Origin of the sequence: Dactylosporangium sp. NPDC048998, from assembly GCF_043197855.1 — a bacterium.
Taxonomy (GTDB): domain Bacteria; phylum Actinomycetota; class Actinomycetes; order Mycobacteriales; family Micromonosporaceae; genus Dactylosporangium.
Genome location: NZ_JBICTV010000064.1, coordinates 1 through 21577 on the forward strand (window position 1 = coordinate 1; position 21577 = coordinate 21577).

Annotated in this window: 19 protein-coding genes and 1 tRNA gene; 12 read left to right on the forward strand and 8 right to left on the reverse strand. The window is 71.7% G+C overall.

Annotation, left to right across the window (positions count from 1 at the left end; translation table 11 throughout):
• The 6 genes from ACGFI8_RS46610 to ACGFI8_RS46635 all read right to left on the reverse strand — a co-directional run.
• Positions 1 to 1976: discoidin domain-containing protein (locus tag ACGFI8_RS46610; protein WP_392815218.1), on the reverse strand; the 1976-nt coding region annotated here is incomplete at its 3' end.
• 212 nt (positions 1977 to 2188) lie between these two features.
• Positions 2189 to 4639, reverse strand: coding sequence for a diguanylate cyclase domain-containing protein (locus ACGFI8_RS46615; protein ID WP_392815220.1), 2451 nt, complete (start codon positions 4637 to 4639; stop codon positions 2189 to 2191).
• A gap of 146 nt (positions 4640 to 4785) precedes the next feature.
• Positions 4786 to 5307, reverse strand: coding sequence for a hypothetical protein (locus ACGFI8_RS46620; RefSeq protein ID WP_392815223.1), 522 nt, complete (start codon positions 5305 to 5307; stop codon positions 4786 to 4788).
• Positions 5298 to 6113 carry a hypothetical protein gene (locus ACGFI8_RS46625; protein ID WP_392815226.1) on the reverse strand — a complete coding sequence of 272 codons (816 nt, stop codon included), beginning with the start codon at positions 6111 to 6113 and terminating at the stop codon, positions 5298 to 5300. The genes ACGFI8_RS46620 and ACGFI8_RS46625 overlap by 10 nt, the downstream gene beginning before the upstream one ends.
• A complete protein-coding gene (locus tag ACGFI8_RS46630; RefSeq protein WP_392815228.1) occupies positions 6110 to 6412 on the reverse strand; it encodes a hypothetical protein in 303 nt (100 codons plus the stop codon). The genes ACGFI8_RS46625 and ACGFI8_RS46630 overlap by 4 nt, the downstream gene beginning before the upstream one ends.
• Positions 6413 to 6504: 92 nt before the next feature.
• Positions 6505 to 6900, reverse strand: a complete 396-nt coding sequence (locus ACGFI8_RS46635) for a VOC family protein (protein ID WP_392815231.1) — start codon at positions 6898 to 6900, stop codon at positions 6505 to 6507.
• 105 nt (positions 6901 to 7005) lie between these two features.
• Here ACGFI8_RS46635 and ACGFI8_RS46640 point away from each other — a divergent pair.
• The 12 genes from ACGFI8_RS46640 to ACGFI8_RS46695 all read left to right on the forward strand — a co-directional run bounded on the left by ACGFI8_RS46640 (position 7006) and on the right by ACGFI8_RS46695 (position 20203).
• Positions 7006 to 7079, forward strand: a tRNA-Pro gene (locus tag ACGFI8_RS46640).
• 113 nt (positions 7080 to 7192) lie between these two features.
• A complete protein-coding gene (locus tag ACGFI8_RS46645) occupies positions 7193 to 8152 on the forward strand; it encodes a tyrosine-type recombinase/integrase (protein WP_392815233.1) in 960 nt (319 codons plus the stop codon).
• 89 nt (positions 8153 to 8241) lie between these two features.
• Positions 8242 to 9297, forward strand: a complete 1056-nt coding sequence (locus tag ACGFI8_RS46650) for a hypothetical protein (protein WP_392815234.1) — start codon at positions 8242 to 8244, stop codon at positions 9295 to 9297.
• Between the two features lie 858 nt (positions 9298 to 10155).
• Positions 10156 to 11631 carry a hypothetical protein gene (locus tag ACGFI8_RS46655; protein WP_392815236.1) on the forward strand — a complete coding sequence of 492 codons (1476 nt, stop codon included), beginning with the start codon at positions 10156 to 10158 and terminating at the stop codon, positions 11629 to 11631.
• Positions 11628 to 12239, forward strand: coding sequence for a hypothetical protein (locus ACGFI8_RS46660; protein WP_392815239.1), 612 nt, complete (start codon positions 11628 to 11630; stop codon positions 12237 to 12239). Before ACGFI8_RS46655 ends, ACGFI8_RS46660 begins: the two co-directional genes overlap by 4 nt.
• A 562-nt stretch (positions 12240 to 12801) precedes the next feature.
• On the forward strand, positions 12802 to 13299 hold the full coding sequence (locus tag ACGFI8_RS46665; protein ID WP_392815242.1) for a MarR family winged helix-turn-helix transcriptional regulator: 498 nt from the start codon (positions 12802 to 12804) through the stop codon (positions 13297 to 13299).
• A gap of 152 nt (positions 13300 to 13451) precedes the next feature.
• On the forward strand, positions 13452 to 14525 hold the full coding sequence (locus tag ACGFI8_RS46670) for a hypothetical protein (protein ID WP_392815245.1): 1074 nt from the start codon (positions 13452 to 13454) through the stop codon (positions 14523 to 14525).
• Between the two features lie 31 nt (positions 14526 to 14556).
• On the forward strand, positions 14557 to 15813 hold the full coding sequence (locus tag ACGFI8_RS46675) for a cytochrome P450 (protein ID WP_392815248.1): 1257 nt from the start codon (positions 14557 to 14559) through the stop codon (positions 15811 to 15813).
• Positions 15810 to 17567, forward strand: coding sequence for a non-ribosomal peptide synthetase (locus ACGFI8_RS46680; RefSeq protein WP_392815250.1), 1758 nt, complete (start codon positions 15810 to 15812; stop codon positions 17565 to 17567). Before ACGFI8_RS46675 ends, ACGFI8_RS46680 begins: the two co-directional genes overlap by 4 nt.
• Complete coding sequence (locus tag ACGFI8_RS46685; protein WP_392815253.1) at positions 17564 to 18463, forward strand: alpha/beta fold hydrolase; 900 nt, start codon at positions 17564 to 17566, stop codon at positions 18461 to 18463. The genes ACGFI8_RS46680 and ACGFI8_RS46685 overlap by 4 nt, the downstream gene beginning before the upstream one ends.
• Complete coding sequence (locus ACGFI8_RS46690; RefSeq protein WP_392815256.1) at positions 18460 to 19560, forward strand: threonine aldolase family protein; 1101 nt, start codon at positions 18460 to 18462, stop codon at positions 19558 to 19560. The genes ACGFI8_RS46685 and ACGFI8_RS46690 overlap by 4 nt, the downstream gene beginning before the upstream one ends.
• A 244-nt stretch (positions 19561 to 19804) precedes the next feature.
• On the forward strand, positions 19805 to 20203 hold the full coding sequence (locus ACGFI8_RS46695; protein WP_392815258.1) for a hypothetical protein: 399 nt from the start codon (positions 19805 to 19807) through the stop codon (positions 20201 to 20203).
• Positions 20204 to 20494: 291 nt separating this feature from the next.
• On the opposite strand, the gene ACGFI8_RS46700 is transcribed toward ACGFI8_RS46695, so the two are convergent.
• A complete protein-coding gene (locus tag ACGFI8_RS46700; RefSeq protein WP_392815261.1) occupies positions 20495 to 21358 on the reverse strand; it encodes a hypothetical protein in 864 nt (287 codons plus the stop codon).
• Between the two features lie 12 nt (positions 21359 to 21370).
• The coding region (locus ACGFI8_RS46705) for a hypothetical protein (protein WP_392815262.1) at positions 21371 to 21577 on the reverse strand (207 nt) is incomplete at its 5' end.

A 21577-nucleotide genomic window follows, 5' to 3' on the forward strand; every position in this document is an offset into this window, starting at 1 on the left:
AGGCCCGCGATCTTCACGCCGTCGACGTCACCGACGGCCATCGGCAGGGCGCCGTTGTCCGCGACGATCGTCGCGTAGCCCAGGCCCAGCACGACGGTGTTCGCGCGGTTGATGTTGACGGTCGAGTCGAGGTGGTACACGCCCGGCGTGAACAGCAGGTTGAGGCCCTGCGCCACGGCCTGGTTGAGGGTCGCGGCCGTCACGCCCGGCTTGGCGACGTAGAACTGGCTGATCGGCAGCGAGGTGCCCGCGGTGTTGCCGTTGATCCAGGTCGCGCCGCTGCTGTTGGTGCGCAGCGACGGGACGAACACCCGGTAGCCGCCGGCGTCGGCGTACAGGTACGGCTTCTCCTGGGTGACCGGGCTGGTCGCGAGGGTGGTGTACGGCGGGTTGGGGAAGCTCTGCGCCGGGGCACCCTGCACGCCCGAGAACACCATGTTCCACACGGAGCCGTTCCAGCTGCCGATGGTGCTGTCCCGCGTGAACCACTGCTGCTGGGAGCAGGGGTTGATGTTGCCGCTGACCCGCGAGTCGGCGATGTAGCCGCCGGAGGCCCAGCCGCAGTTGGGCGAGGCGAGGGTCATGCCGCCGTGCACGTCGATCCGGCGGAACGGCGCGGCCTGCGCGACGGCCCAGCGGTCGACCCCGGAGACCGGGTAGATCGAGAGGTTCTCGGCCGAGCGCCAGAAGTTCTGGGTGGCGTTGCCGGCCATCCAGCCCGCGTCGACGGTGATGTCGCCGTGGATCTGGACGTCCTGCGGGTTCTGGCCGAGGCCGTTGATCGAGGTGTAGAAGCCGATCTGGGCGTTCAACCCCGAGTACGAACCCGGCTTGAACAGGAACTGGTAGCGCTCCGTGCCGAACTGGTTCTTCTCCTGCTGGGTGAAGATCTGGTCCAGCTTCGCCTGGATGGTGGCCGAGGACTGGCTCGGGTCGAACACGATGACGTTCGCGCCGAGGTCACCGCCGCCGGGCAGCGGGTTGCCGGTCGGGGTCGGGCTCGGGGTCGGGCTCGTGGTCGGCGACGGCGAGGACGTGGTCGGCCCGGTGCCGCCGGTGTTGACGATGAACTCCCAGATCGAGTATCCGTAGCCGGTGCCGCGCGCGGTGCCGTACATCCGGATCCAGCGGCCGGAGCCGCTCAGTCCATTGAGCACCTGGTTGCCGCCGGTACCGCCGGTGACCGTCTTGATGGTCGTCCAGTTGGCGTTGTCGGTCGAGGTCTGGATCTGGAAGTCCTTGCCGTACGCGGTCTCCCAGTTGATCGTGACCTGGCAGATCGACTGGACCGACCCGAGGTCGACGCGCAGCCACTGCGGGTCGCTGGCCGCGCTGGACCAACGGGTGCCGCCGTTGCCGTCGACGGCCGCGGAGGCCGGGGTGCCGGCGTTCTCGGTGCTGGAGGCGTCGGCCGTCTTGCCCAGGGCCGCGTTGGTGGCGGTGTCGCACGGGCCGGAGGCCCCGAACGAGCCGTAGACCTGGAACTCCCACAGCGAGTAGCCGTAGCCGGTGGCGCGCACCGTGCCGTACATCCGCACGTAGCGGCCGCTGCCGGTGACGTTCAGCGTCTCCGTGCCGCCGGCGCCGGTGGTGGTGGAGTAGACGTTGGTCCAGGTGTTGCCGTCGGGCGAGGTCTGGATCTGGTAGGACTTCGCGTACGCGGCCTCCCAGTACAGCTTGACCTGCGAGATCGTCGCCGTCTGGCCCAGGTCGACCTGGATCCACTGCGGGTCGCTGAACGCGCTGGACCACCGGGTGCCGGTGGTGTTGCCGTCGAAGGCGGCGGACGCGGGGGTGCCGGCGTTCTCCGTCGACGAGGCCAGCGCCGTCTTGCCCTGCGAGAGCAGGGTGTCGGCGGCCGATGCGGTCAGGGTCGTGGTGACGGCGTACGTCGCCAGCACCACGAGCGTGGCGATGGCGGCGAGGATGAGATTTCGGCGGCGTCGGTTCGCCGTTGGCGGTGCGGCGGTGTGCATCTCTGCTCCTGATCCAGGGCATTGTCGACAGGCGGAAGTGCCACCGCGGGGCGCGGTGGTGCTCTTGTGTTCCGGCCGACGGGGTGTCAGGCTCACCAGACCGGGAACGGGCGGCCCGGGAACCGGGGTGGGGTTGGGAGAGCGCTCTCCAAGGACGAGAGTTATCTGCCGAGCCGCCGCTGTCAAGAGGTCTACGGTTCCGGAACTGAAATTTAGAGAGCGCTCTCCTGCAGAGCGCCCTCATATCGAACTTTGTACTCGATCCCGGCGTCCCTCGCGTACCGGATGACGGCCGCCGCCAGCACCCGGCGCCGAGCCGCCTCCGGCGTCGCCGCGCGCTGCCCGTCCGCGGCGACGAGATCCTCCAGATCCTCCAGCCGTGGCGCGCGGTCCAGCGGGAGTGCCTCCCGTTCGGGCCGGGCCGCCGCGTGGAACTCCGGGTCGACGATGAGCGCGGTGAACGGCAGCGCGGCGAGCAGGTCGAGCCGGACGGTCCCGGTGCCGCCGTGGTCGAGCGCGAGCCCCACCCCGGCCGCCCGCAGCTCCCGCATCGCCCGGCCGAGCGCGTCGTCGTCGGCCAGCTGCGCCGCCGGCAGGGCGAGCGTGAGGCAGTCCGGCGCGAGGCCGGCCTCCGCGAGCAGCCCGGCCAGCTCCGCGGCGAACCCGGGCGAGACCAGCGCGGCCCGCCCGACCTCGAGCGTGAACGGCGGCCGCGCCGCCGCGATCGCCCGACGCAGGTCCGCCGGCCGGGAATCCGGGGTCATCAGCAGCCCGGTCAGGTCCGGCGTGTACCGCGCGTGCGTGCCCTTGCCGCGCTTCTTTGCCGCGTACATGGCGATGTCGGCGTGCCGCAGCAGGTCGGGCGCACCGTCGCCGGGCTGCCGCTCGGCGACCCCGACGCTGGCGGTCACGGTGAGGACGTGCCCGTGGCTGCGTACCGGCACGGCGAGCTGCGCGAGGATGCGCCGCGCCAGGGCCTCCAGGTGCCCGCCGTCCGTGGCGTTGCCGTGCCCGGCCCCGGCTTCCTCGACCCCGACGGCCCCGGCGTCGACGACGCCGTCGAGATCCCCGTCCACGCCGGGCACACCCGCTCCGGCCACATCCCCACCGGGCACCCCCGCACTGGCCGCATTCCCACCGGTCACACCCGCACCGGCCGCGTTCGCAGCAGGCACACCCGCACCGAGCACACCCGCAGCGGCCGCGTTCGGACCGGGTCCACTCGCACCGAGCACACCCGCAGCGGCCTCGTTCGGACCGGGTCCACTCGCACCGGGCGCACTCACACCGGCCGCGTTCGCTCCAGGCGCTGTTGCGCTGGGCGCCTTTGCGCTGGACGCTTTTGCGCTGGGTGCTTTTGCGCTGGGTGCTTTTGCGCTGGGTGCATTTTTGCTTGGCGCGTTCACAGCGGGCGCCAGAACGGACATTTCCGAAATATCCGGTATCAGCACCGCGAACTCGTCGCCGCCGAGGCGGGCCACCAGGTCGGTCGGGCGGACCGCGGCGCGCAGCCGGCGGCCGACCTCGACCAGCAGGCCGTCGCCGACCGGGTGACCGAGCGTGTCGTTGACCGCCTTGAAGTCGTCCAGGTCGATCAGGATCGCCGCGGCCGCGGTCTCCAGCCGCTCGTTGAACAGCGCGCGGTTGGGCAGCCCGGTCAGCGCGTCGTGCGTGGCCTGCTCGTGCAGCAGCCGCTGATGCTCGCGCAGCGACTGCAGCAGCCCGTCGTTGTCCCGGAACGCGAGCAGTTGCCGGGCCACGACCGCCGCGGTGGCCACGACCGCGCCGAACAGCACCGGGAGGGTACCGATCCCGCTGACCGTCACCGCGACGAGCAGCAGGTTGACGGCGGCGACCGCGAAGTACGGCAGCACCGGATACGGCCGTCGCGGCGCCGGCGCGGCCCCGACCGGCGCGACCCGGCGGCGCTGCAGGAACCCGGCAAGGGCGACCATCGCCGCCTCGGCCGTGGTGATGACGTCGGAGACGCCGGCCAGGCGGGGGCTCTGCAGGACGGGCACGAGCGCCGAGCCCAGCCCGCCGATCAGCACGATGCCGGCGAGCGCCTGCAGGGCCCGCACGTCGACCGCCTCGGTGCCGACCAGGATCAGCTTGACGACCGCGAAGACCGCGAGCAGGCAGAGCACGCTGAGGACCAGCAGGCCGAGCACCTTGGGCAGGTCGACGCGCACCGCGACGAGCGGGCGCAGCACGAAGTGCCACAGGAAGGTCGCCGAGCACACCAGGACGGTGGCGGCGTCCAGGCCCAGCCGCAGCCAGTCGCCGCGGCTGCGGCTGCGGACGGGCAGGCGCAGCAGCGCCCAGAGCACGAGCAGGAGCGCGACGCTCAGCAGGACGACCGCGCCGGTGAGTACCGGGCCGGTCTTCTGCCCGCCCAGGCTCGCCTCGGTCAGCGGCTTGGTCGCGGGCGCGATGAGCAGCGCGGCGATCGCGAGGCGTCGCCAGAACCGGCGCCCGGCGAGGTCGAGACCCGGCGTGCGGGAGGCGCGCAGCAGACAGCCGCCCCCGATGGCGATGCCGACCGCGCCCGGCAGCCAGCCGAGCACCGTGAGCCCCTCGAACCCGGCGAAGCGGGCCAGCCCCCACCCGACGGCGAGGGCCAACAGCGGTCCGTACACCGCGAGCAGTCGGCTCGATCTCACCGTCAGTCATCACCGCCTTCGCCCCCGGCCGGCAGTACCGGCCGCCATACCTTCGGCTGAACCAGTGCAGAGATGAGCGGTATCGCCCGGATTTCGCGGGCGGTGCGGACAGGGTAGCGCCCCGTCACGGCACGATCCAGTGCGCCCTAGAGTTCGGCCGGCACGCGTGCATCCGCGGTGCCGCCCGGTTGCCAGATCGTTCGTTTCAGCGCCCGGATCCGCGCGGCCTGGTCGCGCAGCAGCGCCTCGCCCGCCTCCCGCACCGCCGCCTCCGCCACGGCGACCGAGACACACGCCCCCGGCGCGATCTCGACCCGCCAGCGCCGCATCCCCTCCACCCGCACCGCGACGAGCCCGTCCCGCGACCGTCCACACGCGACGATCGCGGCCCGGCGCGCCACGTACTCCTCCGCCCGGCGCCCCGACGCCGGCGGCTCCCGTGCCACCGGCTCGCCGGCCGCCGCGCTCACGGCCGCCAGGAACGCCCGCGTCCGGGCCGCCCACAGCGCCCGCGCCAGCGCCTCGAGGTGCCGGGCCAGCGCCGTTGTGTCCCGCAGTACCGAACCATGGAGCGTGACGCGCAGGCCGGCGGTCCCGGTCAGTTCCCCGGCCACCGCGCCCCCGGCCACGCTCGCCCGCACCCGCGGCCCCTCCCCCGTCACCGCCATCCGAACCACTCCGGCCGGTCGTCCATCAGCCGGCCGGTGCTCGCCAGCGCGGCCGCCACCGCGTCGCGCCGCTCGCGGATGTGCCCGCGCAGCAGCCCGATCGCCTCCCGCACCCGCTCGACCACCTCCACCGGATCGTCCGCGCTGAACGCGGTCCGCGGCGGCTCGGCCGGCCCGGTCGCCGCCACCACCTGCGCCAGCGCCGCGACCCCGCCGACCGCGAGCGCGGCCGCCCCGCCGAGCGGCACGGCCGCCACCGCCGCGACCGAGGACACCACGGTGAAGGTGACCGACCATTCCGTACGCGTGCAGTCGCCGCACGCACGCAGCGCCCCGATCGCCTGCTCGGCGATCTGGTCGGCGTCCTGCCGCGCCCGCGCCCAGATCTCCTGCTGCGCCCGCAGCGCCGAGCACAGCACCGCCGCGACCGTGTACTGGTTGCGCACCAGCGCCGGCCAGGGCTCCAGAAAGCCGGCCCGGAACCGGTCCGCGGCCGCCCCGGTCCACACCCGCAATGCGCCGGCGGTACCGAGAAACCGCGCCAGCTCCGGGTTCGCCGGCACGCCCGGATTGTCGACGTCCCCTGTGGACAGTCCACGAAGGACGCTCGTGACCGCGCCGGCCATCGCGTCGAACCGCCCCGGATCGGGAAACCCGCTCAGCGCCCGGAACGCGTCCGGCACGTCGGCGAACTCCCGCTCCACCGCGGCCCGCCGCCAGGGATCCCCGCGCAGCCCCGCCATGGCCGCCTCGCCCGCGAGCCGCTGAATCTCCGCGGCATGCGCCATGAGCAGCTCGTACGTCATCGCGCACCCCCCTGCGGCAGCCGCCCGTCCGCGCCCCGGAGCCGCTCGAACTCCGCGCGGGCCGCCGCGTCGGCACGCGCGTACTCCCCGGCCGCCACGCACACGGCCTCGGCCGCCTCCCCGGCCTGCCGGGCCGCCCCCGCCAGCACGCTCACGAGGCTGCGCCGCAGCGCACACCACTCGGCGTCGTCGTGCCGCACGCCCTCCAGATCCGCCGCCGCCCGCTGGTACACGCCCGCGAGCGCCGGCAGATCCCGCCGCCCGGCCCGCCACAACAGATAGAGATCGACACCCAGCACCGTTTTCCTGCCCCCTCGGTCTTTTCGCGGGGGCACAGTAGGTTTCCGGGCGCGCCGAACGCCAGTCCGTTTTGTAGCGGTTTATGCCGTTCTCAAGACGGTCCCAGCAGGTCCCACCGGTTCCCCGCGATGTCCCGGAAGACGACGATCTTGCCGTACTCCTCCACGCGCGGTAACCCTTCGAACGCCACCCCGTGTTCGAGCATCCGCGCGTAGGCCGCCTCGAAGTCGTCCACCCGCAGAAAGAACCCGACCCGCCCGGCCGCCTGCTCCCCCACCCCGGCGAACTGCCGCTCCCCGTCGGCCTGGGCGAGCAGCAGCCCCGTACCACCCCCGGGCGGCCGCACCACGACCCACCGCTTGGCCCGCCCACCGACGGAAGTCACCGACGGCGAGTCCTCGACGAGCTCGAACCCGAGCACAGAGACGAAGAACTCGATCGCCGGGCCGTACGCCGCAACCACGATCGTGACAAGGTCAAGCCGCATCGCCCGAGCGTAACGACCTTCACCCGGGACGCGGGGGATACTGCGTGGGCGGGCCGGGAGGGGATGCGCTACGCTGTAGCGGCTGCACGCGCAGGCGGGCGGCACCGGGACATAGCGCAGCTTGGTAGCGCACTTGACTGGGGGTCAAGGGGTCGTGGGTTCAAATCCCGCTGTCCCGACCGGCTAGGGGTTTCCGCAGGTCAGCGACTTGCGGGAGCCCCTTTTGTATTGCTCGGCATCACTGCCAGGTCTAGCACGCCGCTGTTGGACCCCTTGACTAGGCAGGTTTTGGATGCCGCTGCTGAAGATCGACAAGCTCACCGAAGGGCTCGCGCGGGACTGGTCCGGTTTCCTTCGGGACTGGGACCGTTCGCTGCGCGCCGGGAACTATCCGGAGACCACCCGGTACAACTACCTCCTCGCCGCCGCGCAGCTCGCCCGGTATCTCGCCGAGTACTCCCCCGACCCGGACGCGGACGAGGCCGCCGAGGACCCGACCGAGGTCACCAAGAAGCACATCGAGGCGTTCCAGGCCTGGATGATCGAAACCCGGTCCGCCTCGACTGCCCTGAACAAGCACAAGGGGCTGCAGCAGTTCTTCCGATGGCTGCTCGACGAGGACGAGATCACCCGCTCCCCCATGGACCGCGTCAAGCAGCCAAAGACGCCGCAGAAGCTCATCCCGGTCATCCGCGACGACGACACCCGCCGCGTCCTGGACGCCTGCCGCGGCAAAGGCTTCGCGAGCCTGCGCAACGAGGCCATCGTCCGGCTGTACTGCAACACCGGCGCCCGCCTGTCCGAGATCGGCAATCTCCTCGTCACCGACATCGACCTCAACACCGAGTCGGTCCACGTTCACGGCAAGGGCGCGAAAGACCGCCGCGTCCGGATCGGCCCGAAGACCTCCCGGGCCGTCTCCAAGTACCTCCGTGCGCGCGCCAAGCGGCAGGGCGCCGACGAGGTGCCCGAACTGTGGCTCGCCGAGCGCGGGCTGAAGCCGCTCCGCCCGAACGGCATCAAGATCCTCCTCAAACGCCTCGGCGCCGCAGCCGGGATCGATGGCCTGCACGCGCACCGGTGGCGGCACAGCTACGCCCACGAGTGGAAGCTCGCCGGCGGCGACACCGGCGACCTCATGCTGCTGCTCGGCTGGGCCAGCGACGACATGCCCCGCCACTACGGCGCCAGCGCCGCCGCCGAACGCGCTCAGGAGGTCCAGGTCCGCCTGGGCATCGGCGAGCGGGTCTGAACGTGGCTAACCCTGGCCAACTTCACAGCCCGGCGGGCAGCATGCAGACTTGCCGCCCGATAACCCCATATCCGAAGGAGTCGATGACGGTGACGCGCTACGCGATCCACGACGACCGGCACGAACTCATCGCCTGCTGGCCGGCCGGCTACGGCGAGAAGGCCGTGACGGTCACGACGCTGCCGGCGCACACGAGCCCGTTTCAGCGCCTCGTCCTGGCCGAAGCCATGACCCGGCTGTCGAGCGAGCTGTGGCGTTGCTACACCCACCCGGCATCCGCCATGGCCGACACCACGCCCAACAGCGAGGGGTGGCGGCGCGAACAGACCCGAGCGTCGTTCGGGCTCGTGCTCGACACGATCCGCGAGCCGAACCTGCCAGATGACGATGGCACGCTCCTCGTCTCCTACGACCCGGTCGAGGAGGCCGCCCATCGCATCGGCCGATCGCTGCACGAGATCCAAACGGCCGAGATGACCGCCGCGGTCCTCGCCGAAGTCGAGGCCGAACTGGCCGCGGTTGAGCGGGCCGAGCTCGGCGACCTCACCGGCCGCGCCCAGCAGGCGGTCACCCTCGCCCGGGAAGACGTCTCACCGGTCCAGGTCGCCGCCGCCGACCAGCTGTTCGCCAACCACACCCTCGGCACCGACGACCTGTTCCTGCATTACGACCCCACCGCGGCCGCCATCGCCGCCGCCCACTGGCTGACCGCGGCTGCGGAGGTCGTCGAAGACCTCAGCGGCATCCCAGCGGCAAAGGTGGTCGAACGAGCCGACGACATCGAGGCCCTCCCCCACGCCTCACCAACCCTCGTCCTCGAGATGACCACCGACGGACGCACGCCAGCCGACGCCGTCATGACGCTCCTCCAGGAGGCCGTGCTCGTCGCGGACGGCGAACTCTCGCCGCAAAGCGCCGCAGTGGACGACATCATCGACGCGACCGGCGAACCGTTCGCGCCCATCAGACTCACGACCATCGACCCGAAACGACCGGCCCGAGACCTTCTCGAAGATCTCCTCGCCGGCATTCGCGGCTGCTGGCTGCTCTACGAAGCAGAGGCCACCGAGGACGACGACGCGGACACGTCCTTCGACCTCGCAGTGCGAGACCGGGCTGCAGAGGACCATGACCGCTTGCTCTGAGACCAGCCCACTAACCTTCTGATCCGTAGGTGGCGATCTTGTGGGTCACTGCAGGTCATGGCGGGTCACGCCGGCCCTGTGAGCTGCTGTTGTAACCCTGTGTGTCCTTCGTTGTCCTCGTGTATCCGAGCGGGTTTTGCTACCGCCGCTGCTACCACGCCGGGGTGCTGCTTCAACGGCTCGCGCACGATGAAATCGGGTCGCTGGCAATGCGTAGAAAAGATGATGAATCGCCCAATCGACCCGCCATGTAGTGATGGATTTCACAACCTTGGCGCTTCGCGGGTGGCCCGCATCCGATTGGATGGCTGGAAGTGGCGGCGGTCGGGTCGTTTCCGTTCTCCGGGCCGGCCATGGCTGCCGAGCCGGCTAGCTCTCGACGGATTCCCGGAGGCCGGCTTCATATCCGCGCATGTATCCGTGCAGGTAGAAAGCCGCGGCGGGGCCACTCATCGGTGTTCTTGGGCCGCGTGCACTTTGCCTGCCCGTTCTAGATCTCACGGCCAGTCCGATGCAGAAGCCGGCGAGCGCCGCCGCTCCATAGGTGGCCATCGCGCGAGCCCTTCTGTCCATCAGCATGCCCCCCGTAGGCGTTTCCGGCTCTTCGGGTACACGATGCCGCGCTGCGCCGACAGGCGGTAGTTAGCCAGTTTGGTGCGGGACAACACCGGCCGTCGTCCATAGGACGGCGGGATGTCTAGTTGATCAAGGTGGCCTCAGCGGGTGGCACCCCGCTGAGGCCGTCCACCCCTCTTCCGACTTGGGAGTGCAAGAGAGATGGCAAGGAGCAGCGTACGTGCGCGCCCCGGACCTGAGGTCGATCAGGATCGTCTCGATCCGGGTTGGCGTGAGCGTCGGGTGAGCCGGCTGGAGCGCGATGTCGCCGTTGTGGAGCGGACGGGCGGTTGGATTAACCGCGCGGTGTGGGGCATTGCGTTCGGCGTGATGGTCTACGGAGCGGTCAATGTCACGCCGTTGCTGATCGAGCATGGTGTGCTGCGGTGGACGGCTCCGGGTCTGCCGTTGATGGTGGACCTCGCGATGTGCATCGGGCTGTGGGGCGACCGGGTCATGCATCAGTACGGCCGCACGGCCGGGTGGGTGACCGCGCTGCGGTGGATCACGGCCACGATGACGCTCGCGCTCAACATCGCCGGGCCGGTGCTGGGCCTCGATTGGGTCGGGTTGGGCATCCACGCCTGCGGGCCGCTGCTGATCCTGGTGGTCGCCGAGGCTGCCGGGTCATTCCAGCGACTCTTCGCCGAGATCGTCACGGAGCTGCGGGCGGAGATCGATCGGCAACGCAGCACTCTGGCCATGGACACCGCAGGGGGCGTCAGCACCGTCGCTGTCGTCCCGGCCCAGCCCGGGCCACTCGGCGGAGGCGAGAGCGCAGCACCGCAGCCGACGCACGATGCGCGAGACCAGGGCCTTGGCGGGGTTGCCTCCGAGCCAGCCGTTCTCGGAGCGGCCGCGGGCTCGACCGCGACGACCTCGACAGGAGTCGGTCGACTCGACGGAGAGCAGACACCTGACCGCGACCCGGTGTCCGCCGCAGGTCTCGAGAAGGCTCGCCAGACCAGGCGAGACGAGACTCCGGCCGGAACTCTCGCCGGCCAGTTCGGTGCGCTGGTCGACGCCGCCGACTTGAGCGAGACAGTCTCGCGAAACGAGACGCCGTTGCCGACAAGACCGGAGTCGGGCCGAGGCGAAGAGACCGGCCCCGCACATGAGAGGCCAGAAGAGACTCCGGCCGGACCCCTCGCTGGCCAGCTCAGTGCGCTGGTCGATACCGCCGACGTGAGCGAGGCAGTCTCGCGAGACGAGACGCCGTTGCTGACGAGACCGGAATTGAGACGAGACGAGAGCCGGGAGCACGAGACCGGCCCGACGCGTGAGCGGCGAGGCGAGACGGGACGGAGTCTCGGCCGGTCGCGAGACGAGACGAGACGAGACGGCGGCCCCGGGAGCCAGGCCGCTCCGGACCACGCAGTCGCGCCGCTGACAGCCGGTTCGCGTGCACCTGACGGCGACGCCCAGAGCACGATGTGGTCCCACTTCCAGCAGTGCCGCGCCGCCGGGATCCCGGTCACCGGGGCAGACCTGGACCGGGTCGCCGGTACCAACAACTATGCGAGCCGCGTTATGCGGAGTTGGATCGAGGCAGGCTTGATCACCGAGCAGGACCGCGACGACGCGCGTGCAGGCCGCGGCACCGCCGCCGCTTCGGATGTTGAGCCCGCAGTGTCCGAACGGGGTGGACAGGAGAAACGGGGCGAATCACCATTGCGGGTATCGATCTCTTCGATGGCGGGGGTAGGTGGCGCGGGATGAGCAACAACGACATGACCGCCCATGGGGGCACTGCGGGGAGCGGTGGCGCCAGGTCGGGCCGCTCGCTGGCGTATCGCTGCCCGCGTGATCCTGAGCATCACGCGGTGGCGGTCCCGATGCTGTATGAGTCCGGCCGGGCGCAGATCGACATCGCGCTCCGGCACGGCCCGGGTGGCGTGCACGGCCGGTCGACGGGTCAGGCGCGAGCCGAGACGGGGCTGTCCGCCGCGCTGGCGCCGCCGGCTCAGCTGCCGTCATGGCAGCGGTCTGTTCGCGTGGCGGTCGGGGCGGTCGCGTTGTTCGCGTTCTTGGCGTTTGGTACCGCAGCTTCCACGGAGGAGAACATCACCGCGTTCAAGTTGTTCGGGGCGATCGCGGTGATCGTGGCTGTGGTGTCCGGGCTGAAGGCGCTGGTCCGGCGTCGAGCCCACGAACAGTTCGGTGCAGCCCACACGGCGGCGGCAACGGCATGGCGCCGGGCGATGTTCTGCACGCAGTGCGCCGCATCGTGGGTGCCCGGCGACCGGCGCATGATCGGACACGACCGTGCGCTCGGTCGGGTACTGCTCAACCGGGCCAAGGCCGACCTGGAGCACGGACAGGACTGATCGCGGCCGGTTGGGCTGCGCAGCAACGCAGCCCAACCGGCGGATGCGCGCGCTTCCCGATCACCCCACGGCGAACAGTCCAGTCCCGCATTCGCGCGCCCTCCGTACTGCGGCACCCATCACGGTGCTTCGGCGCTAGAGCGCCGCCAACGTTGACCGCATCGAGGACTCGCCTCTGGCGGCGCGGCGACCTACGCCGGTCTCGGCGGTACGCGCATCGAGGCCCGCGGCGCGGCATCGTCTGCTCGCCGCATCCCCGGGCGGCATCGAAAACTGGCTAACCCTGGCCAACTACCGCCGCACCGGCGGGACCGGCAAGGTCGAGACGTGCGTCCCCGCTCCAGACGACCCTCAAGTCCGGGAGCCGGGACGCGTGTCTGACTGCTGCGCGTGTGCGCGTTGACGCCGACGGGGGCCGATCGATGACGAGGAAACGGGTGAGGGAAGCCGCCGTCTGCCGTCGGCTGGCCGCGGGTTGGGCAGCGATGTTCACGCCGCGGTATCGGGGCCGGCACCGGCCGAAGGGCTGGACCACGGTGCGTTGGTTGCGGGAGCGCACCCGGTGACCGCGCCGACGCCCGGGCCGTCCCAAGCGCCGCCGATACAGGCGCCGGCAACGCCGCCGGCGGGGGCGGTGCTCGCCGTGGCGCGGGTGGCCGCGCACCTGCGTGGTGAGGTCGAGCGGCGGGTGCTCGAGCCGGCCGGGGTGAGTTGGACCGCGTTCGCGGCGCTCACCGCGATCGTCGACGGCCAGGACGCCGTGCGGATGCATGTGGTGGCTGCCGCTACGGGGATGGCGCAGGGCACGACGCGCAGCGCCGTGGCACGGTTGGAGAAGCTGGGGTTGGTCAGCCGGAGCACCCCGAGCCGCGATCACCGCCAGGTTGAGCTGCTGGCCACCGGCCCGGGACGGCAGCGGGCGGCGCAGCTGCGCGCGGCGGTCGCGTCCGTCGAGGCGAACCTCATCCCGGATCCGCGGACGCGGCATGTGCTGCTGGTGGTGGCCGAGCGGGTCCGGCCGTATCCGCGGGGTGGTCACCGTCAGGGCCGGGGGGCTTGACGGTGACCACCCCGCAGCACGCAGCACTCTGCCGCGCCGCTGGCCGGACGCTGCTTTTCGACCCATTGACGGCGTTTCCGGAGTCCACCGCAGCCGCGCTGGCACGCCGTGCGCCGGCAGAGGAGCACGTCGGTTTCGACGCATCCTCTGGCTTGTGGCTGATCGCCGGTGACACCGTCGTCGGCCAGGCGTGTTGTGACCCAGCGACGTTCGCCGAGGTGCCGGTGCCGGTCGTGCTGGGCGACCGTGCGCATGGTTGGCGTGATGCGCTGATGCGGTCACCGATCCGTGCGCCAGCGGTACCGCTGGATGTGCGGGTGCGGGCGATGCTGCGGATCGTCTGGCCGGTGACGACCGTCCACGCCGACCTCGTCTGGGGCCGCCGCATCCGCGTCCACGCCGACCAGACCGCCGCGGCACTCGCCAATGCGCCCGGCGGCGCCGGATCGTGGCCGGCAGATGGCGCCGGACCGGTCGACTGGCTGGCTCGCGCAGTGGTCGGCTCGGTCTTTGGCGTCTGCGGCAACACGATCGACATGGCCGGCAAGCTCCGGGACCAGCTCGCGAATGCGTGCACCACGCCGGTGACGGAGGCGGTGCTGCCGCTCGCGGTGCTCCGCGAGATCGTGGGCCGCCTCGTGCGCAACCGCGCGGCGGCACCGACCGGCGTGGTGAACCCGGACCAGCCCGACACGGTGGTCGACGACCTGCTGGCCTGCCGGGGTGCCGGTGCCGACCGGGTGCCGTGGCACGACATCACCGCCCTGTGCTGCGCGCTGTTCGCCGCGGCCTGGGACGCCACCACCGAGCTACTGCCCCGCCTCGTCGACGCCCTGCGCATCACCATCGCGACCGACCTGACCGCGGTCGCCGGCCTGGCCGCCGACGCCGGACAGCGGGCCGACCTCATCACCGCCGCCATGCCACCCGCGCCGCCGGTAACCGGGTGGCTACGGGTCACCACCCAGCCGGTCCTGCTGCATCACGTCCGGATTCCGGCCGGCGTGCCATGCCTGCTGGTTGTCCGCGCCGCGCCGAACGCCGACCGGCAGCCGCCACAGGTTGCCGCGTTGCGCTGGCTGGCACCGGCCAACCCGGACGGCGCCGGCATGACCCTCGCCCGGTTGGTCGGCGATCGCCTGCTCGCCGCGGCCGCGCAGCGTCTCACCGGCCCGCCCGACCCCTTGGCCACCGCAACGGCCGCCCCGGCACGCGTCTCGAGCTGACCGCACCATCCCCCTTGGTTGAAGGAGCATCATGCCCACCATCGCCGCCCACGAGCTCGACCGGCTGAGCCTGCTGCAGCTGCAGCTGCCGGACACCATCGCCGACCCGACCGGCTTCTATGACCGGCTCCTGGACGCCGGCACCGTGCTTGATCCGGTCCTCGGGGTGTGGCTGGTGCCGCGGCATGCCGACGTCCGGGCGGTGCTGGCGCACCCGGCCGCGTCGGTCGCGATGGATCACGCCGGCGCGCTCGCTCGGTTCCCGGGCGCCGGTCTGGAGCAGACGTTCGCGGCGCTGGACCTGCACGTGAGTTTCGTCGACGGCGACCGGCATCGGCGGCTGCGCCGCGTGCTGGCCGAGCCTGTCCAGGTCCGGCACGTGCGCACCCGCCTCGCCGGCCTGATCATGGACGCGGTCACCGGCGCCCTCGACGACCTGACCGGCCGGGCCGTGCCCGACCTGGTCACCGGGTTCGCCGCCCGGATCCCGATCGACGTCACCCGGCGCCTGCTCGCCATCCCGGCCGACGTCAGCACCGCCACTATCCGCCGCTGGTCCCTGGCCTGGGGTGACGTGGTCGCCGCCCCCGGGCACGTGCCGACCAGGGACCGGACCGCGACCCTCGCCGCGATCGCGGAACTCGCCGCGTTTCTCCGTCAGCACGTCACCGACCGTGAGGCGGCGCCCGGCACCGCGATGATCGACGCGCTCGTCGCGGCTATGCACCAGGGAGCGATCAGCCGCGACGCGCTGATCGCGAACCTCATGATGGCGATCACCGCCGGGAACGAGACCACCACGAACCTGCTCTCTGCCGTCCTCATGGTCCTGGCCGACGAACCCCGCCTCTGGGCCGTCCTGCAAGAGGACCCGCAGCAGATCCCCGACGCCGTCATCGAGCTCGGCCGGCTGTACCCACCGACGCAATACACGGCACGGCGGCTCCTGCAGCCGGCGACCCTGTCCACCGGCCAGACGCTGCCGGCCGGGGCGAGCGTGGTGCTGATGCTGGCCGCCGCCAACCGCGACCCGGCCGTGTTCCCCGAGCCGGACCGGATCCGGCTCGACCGGCCGGGCCGCCCGGTGACGTTCGGCCACGGCCCGCACAGCTGCTTCGGCGCACCACTGGCCCGGCTCGAAGTCGAAACCGCCGTCCGCGCGCTCACCGCCCGGTACACGCGCCTGCGGCCCCGGCCGGGGCGCAGCTGGCGGCACAACGCCAACCTCCGCGGCCTCGCGCACCTGCCCGTCCAGCTCGACCGCAACACCACGGCGGGTGCCCGATGAGCCCGCGCGTCCGCAACACCGCCACGCCAGGCACCGTCGCCGACCTGATCTGGCAGCGGGCCGAAGCGGCACCAGACGCGGTCGCGGTCATCGACGCGACCGGCACGGCAGTGACCTACCAGCAGCTGGCCCGCCGGGCCGACGCGGTCGCGGCCGAACTCGCCGCGGCGGGCCTCGCCGCGGACGATGTGGCTGGGGTCTGCTGGCCGCGATCCGTCGACGGCCTCGTGCAACTGCTCGGGGTGTGGCGGGCCGGCGGTGCCGTGCTCTACCTCGACCCCGCCTGGCCGGCCCGACGCCTGCAGTACATGGCCACCGCCTGCGCCGTCCGCCACGTCCGCGCCGCCGATCCGGCCCCGGACCTTTCGCCGCCGCGACCTCCAGCCGCCTCCGCCGGTATCGGGCTGGAGCCGGTGCACGGCCCGCTGTGCTACGTGGTGTTCACCTCCGGCTCGACCGGTACCCCGAAAGGCGTCCTGATCGAGCATCCCGGCGTCGTCACCATGGCCACCGCCCTCGCCGACCGGTTCGAGGTCCGGTCCGGCACGCGGGTGCTGCAGTTCGCCGCCTGGTCGTGGGACGCCGCGCTGGCCGAGATCCTCATGACCCTCACCGCCGGTGCCACGCTCGTGCTCGCCCCCGACAGCGCGCGGGCGGGCGGACCGGCCCTGGCCCGGGCGCTACGCGAACACCGCGTCGAAGTGGCCACGCTCACCCCCTCGGTCCTCGCCGCCGTCCCCACCGACGACCTGCCCGACCTGCGCACCGTCGTCGCTGTCGGCGAGGTGTGCCCGCCGCGCCTGGTCGAACGCTGGGCCAGCCCGCACCGCCGGTTCTTCAACGGCTACGGTCCGACGGAGACGACCGTGGCCGTCACCGCCGGCGAGCTCCACCCCGGCCAGGAGGTGCACATCGGCGCGCCTCTGCCCGGCGTGACCGTCCAGATCGTCGACACCGACGGCCGCCCTCAGCCGGCAGGTGCAGTCGGTGAGATCGTCGTCGGCGGGATCGGCGTCGCCCGCGGCTACGCGGCCAGCCCCGCCGCCACTGCCGCCCGGTTCACCACCGACGCGTCCGGACGTCGCTGGTACCACACCGGCGACCTCGCCACGCGGCGCGTCGACGGCGCCCTCGTCTACCTGGGACGCACCGACGACCAGGTCAAAATCCGCGGGCACCGGCTCACGCTCGGCGAGGTCGAGCACATCCTCACCGCCCACCCCGCCGTACGCGCCTGCGCGGTTGTCGCCGTCGCCGACCGGCTCACCGCGCACATCACCGCCGACCCGGACTACACCGGCGGGCCGCCCGAGGCCGACCTCGCCGGCACGCTGCACCAGCACGCCGCGACACTGCTACCGCCCCACGCGGTGCCCGACATCCACGTGATCGCGGCGCTCGCGCTCACCGCAGCCGGCAAGATCGACCGCGAGGCCCTCCGGACGCGGGCGGCCGCCGCACCCCTGGCACCGCACGACCGGGAAGATCCGTTGCCAGGAGGGTCGCTGGCCACCGTGCTCGACGTCGTGACGGCCGCGCTCGACCGGCCGGTGCGCCCGGACACCGACATCATCGACGCCGGCGGGCACTCACTGCTCGTCGCGCAGCTGTGCGTCGCGCTCAGCGACGCCCTCGGCGTCGAAGTTCCGTACGTCGCGGTGGCCCTCAACCGCACCCCTTCCGGCATCGCCGCCGCCATCGACGACCTCGCCGCCACACCCAGCCCGGCCAGCGCATCGAGGAGCGCCGCGTGAACGCCCTCGCTACCCCGAACCGCCTGGTAACCGTCGCCGCAGGCGTCGACCTCGCCGTCCGCGACACCCCCGGGCCCGATGTCGCGGCCGGGCTGCCGGTCGTGCTGTTGCACGGGCTGGCCAGCACGCACCGCTGGTGGGATCTTGTCGCCGAGCGGCTACCCGGCCGGTGCCTGATCCGGTTTGACCACCGCGGCCATGGCCAGTCCAGCACCCCGCCCAGCGGCTACACCGTCGACGCCTTCGCCGGCGACGCCGCGGCGTTGCTCGACGCCCTGGCGACCGGGCCCTGCGTCTTTGCCGGGCACAGCCTCGGCGCCACCGTCGCCCTCGAACTCGCCGCCCGCCGCCCTGACCTCGTCGCCGGGCTGTGCCTCGTCGACGGCGGCATCTACGACCCGCACATCCTGTTCGGGAGCACCTGGTGGGAAGCGCAGTACCGCATGCTGCTCAACCGGCGCATCGCCCCCACGCCCGCCATGCTCACCGCCTGGGCCCGCGGCCACGGTCTTCCTCCTGCCGCCGTCCCCGCCCTGCTCGCCAACTACCAACCCGGGTCCACCACCGCCCCGGATCACCACCGGCCGGCAGGGCTCCGGCTCGCCGTCGAACACGAGATCCAAGCCGCCCGCAGCCTCTGGCGCCACGACCCCGCCGCGACCCTCGCGGCGACCGCCGCCCCGACCATCGCGGTCCTCGCCCGGCCCGAGGATCCTGCAGCGGCCGCCACGCATCTGCAGGCGCTCCTGCACACCCTCGACCGAGCCGGCCGCATCGTCCCCGTGCGGTGGGTCGACGGCGGCCATGACCTTCCGCTCGAACAGCCGGGGCACGTCGCGGCCGCCATCACCCGTCTCGCCGGCACCGTCCAGGCTCACCACGGAGTGGACGCATGAGCCGTCATGCGCAACGCGTCGTGGACCTGCGCAGTGACACCGTCACCCGGCCCACCCAGGGGATGCGCGCCGCGATGGCCGCCGCCGAAGTGGGCGATGACGTCTACGGCGAGGACCCCACCGTCCGCGCGCTCGAGGATCGCGTCGCCGGGCTCTTGGGCCACGAAGCCGGGCTGTTCTTGCCGACCGCGACCATGGCCAACCAAGTCGCCGTCCAGGCGCTGGTATCGCACGGTGGCGAGTTGCTCTGCGCTGACGACGCCCACCTGGTCAGCTACGAAGGCGGCGCCGCCGCCGTCCACGGCGGCATCACCACCCGTACCTGGCACAGCCCCGACGGGTTCATCGACCCCACCACCATCGCCGGCATGATCCGGCCCGGCGGCGGGTTCGCGCTGCGCACCGACGCGATCGCCGTCGAGCAGACCGCCAACATCCCGGGCGGCATCATCCACCCGCTCGACCGGCTCACCGCCCTCCACACCGTCGCCCGCCGCGCGGGCGTCGGCCTGCACTGTGACGGCGCCCGGCTTTGGCACGCCCACATCACGACCGGCACCGCCCTCGACGTCTACGGCCAGCTGTTCGACACCGTCGCAGTCTGCTTTTCCAAGGGCCTCGGCGCTCCCGCCGGAGCCGTTCTCGCCGGTCCGCAAGATCTCATCGCCGAGGCCAAGCGGCTTCGGCTGCGGGCGGGAGGCGCCATGCGTCAGGCCGGCATCCTCGCGGCCGCCGGCCTCTACGCGCTCGACCACCATCTCCAGCGGCTCGCCGATGACCACGACCGCGCTCGCAGCCTCGCCGATGCCCTCTCCAACGCCGGGGTCGTCGACCCCGGCCGGGTGCACACCAATATCGTCTTGCTCGACCTCACCAGGACCCGCTGGAGTGGCCCCGCATTCGCCGCGGCCGCCGCCGACCACAGCGTCCTGCTCGTCGCTGTCGGCCCCCATCACGTCCGGGCCGTCACGCATCGGGACGTCACCATCGAGCAGATCGTGCATGCTGGCGGTGTGCTGCAACGCCTGCTGACGCCACAACGGACCGGTTCGCAGAAGACTGGACCGGTCTGCGATCCGGATGACCGCAACGTCTGAGGAGATGCGTCCACGTGGTACGACACATCGTGCTCCGCGGAGGCATTGCCGTGACCGCAGGCTTGCTCAGCCGAGTTCTCCTGGCATGGCTCACACAGGACACTGCCCCGCCAGGCGCGGCACTCGCGGCTCTCACGATCATCGACTACATCACTGCCGGGTCGGCGTCCTCGCCGTCGCTGCCGGCGGCTGGTGGGCAGGCACGACAACGCAGGTCGCCACGACGCGGTGGATCGACAGGCGCATGGCGGCAGGACTGCGCCGATGGCGGGACACACCCCGCAGCCGATGGACCGACGCCATCTACGTCAACGCCGCCGCGCTGTTCCTGCTCCGGATCGGCAACGCTGTCCTTCGCCCGTCCTGGCGGCGTTTCACCGGGCTGTTCATTGCCGTCATCCTCCTGCAAGCAACCCACACCGTGCTCAGCACGGCGCTACCTCGCGCCACCCCACAGACGCTCAGCCCGGTGCTGGCCGCGCTGGACTTGGTCGGACGCCCGTACGTCGACCTCGCCAACCCCGTCCGCTTCGCCGGATGCCTCGCCCTGATGGCCAACGTCCTGTCCATCGCGGCGTATTCTCTCTGGCACGGGTCACGCCGCCGAGGAGTCGGAGGCGAGCGACGTCGTGATGCTGCGTGACAGTGCCAGGAACGGTTGTCCGGCCGATGGCAGTTGCATCAGCCGTCGTTCGGTGGCCGCCAACTGCAGCTGAGAGTCGGCTCCCACAACGCCACGCCGGACTCGGTTGCGGACAACCGCACCTGGCGGCGATCTATTTGAGCCGTCTTGGCGGACAGGAGCCCGCGCCCCTCCAGGCGAGCGACCACGCCGGTGACCGTCGCCTTGGCCAGGCCGCTCCGCGATGCAGTCGCGCTGCTGTTGGTAAGTCCCACCTCCCGTGGTTCCCGCACCCGGAGCGCATACGCCCTTCTACCGATCGTAGAACAGTTGACCACCGGTGTTGTCCAGGTCGGTGGCGGTGCCGGTTTTGAGTCTCTCGTCGGTGAATGGCGGGTCGAGGACTCCCTGGATGCCGGCGATGGCCGCGCCGGTGCCGGCGGCGAGGAGTGACTCCGCCACTGGTCCTGCGGCGACGGCGACCGCGGCGAGCGCTCCGATAACGGTGAGGATCATGGCCGCGCCGCCTCGCGTCGGGCAGTGAAAGTGGTCCAGCGCGTCGAGCACCTTGATCGTGGTTTCTCCGAGCGTCCATACGTCTGTGAGCATGCGCCTCTTGATCTCCAGCTCTGCCTGGAGCGTGAGAGCGAGTCCTACCGCGACCTGGCGCTGGCACAGCGTCGAGCGCTCGTACAGCTTCAGGTAGAACATGAACGAGTCTGCCGCTGAACCGGCCCAATGCTGCATGCGAACCTGGATCGCATCGGTGTACGCGCCGAGTGGAAACTTCAGCGTGTCGTTGCCGACGGCGACCGGGTCATACAGTCTGTTGCTTTCTGCCTTCAGCTGCAGCGAGGGCTGTAGCGTGGCGGCGACGCGAAACAGTGCATCGGCCATCGGCTGGCAGGCGTTCGGGTCCGGCACCGCAAACTGCGAGAACATGGTGGGAATCCCGGCAAATTCCTCGGCAACGAACGTGCGCAACCGGGCATCGTCGTCGGCGCGACTCGACGAAATGTACTCGGGCTGCCCCTGGCTGGCCTTGTTGTTAGCCCGCTGCTGCGCCATCAGGTATTGCTCGGCGTGCGTCAGGGTGACCCGGATGGCGGTGTCACGGACCCGCTCACCGAGCACCTGCAGATCGGCCGGGCTGCGGTAGACGTACGCGTCGCCCACGGATGCCTGCCCTCACGCCTGCTTGATCGGTGCGGGTGGGCCGGACACCAGCAATTCGCCAGAGACGAACAGCTGCGCGGGCGGCCCGCCGGCCCAGACGTTGTTGAGCTCCTGGGCCGCCGCGGCGTCGGTTTCGGCATACAGGTCGGCGATGCGCAGGATGGTGTGGCCGGTCTCGTCCAGGACAGCGGACGTGTTGCCGAGGGCGTTCTGCAACAG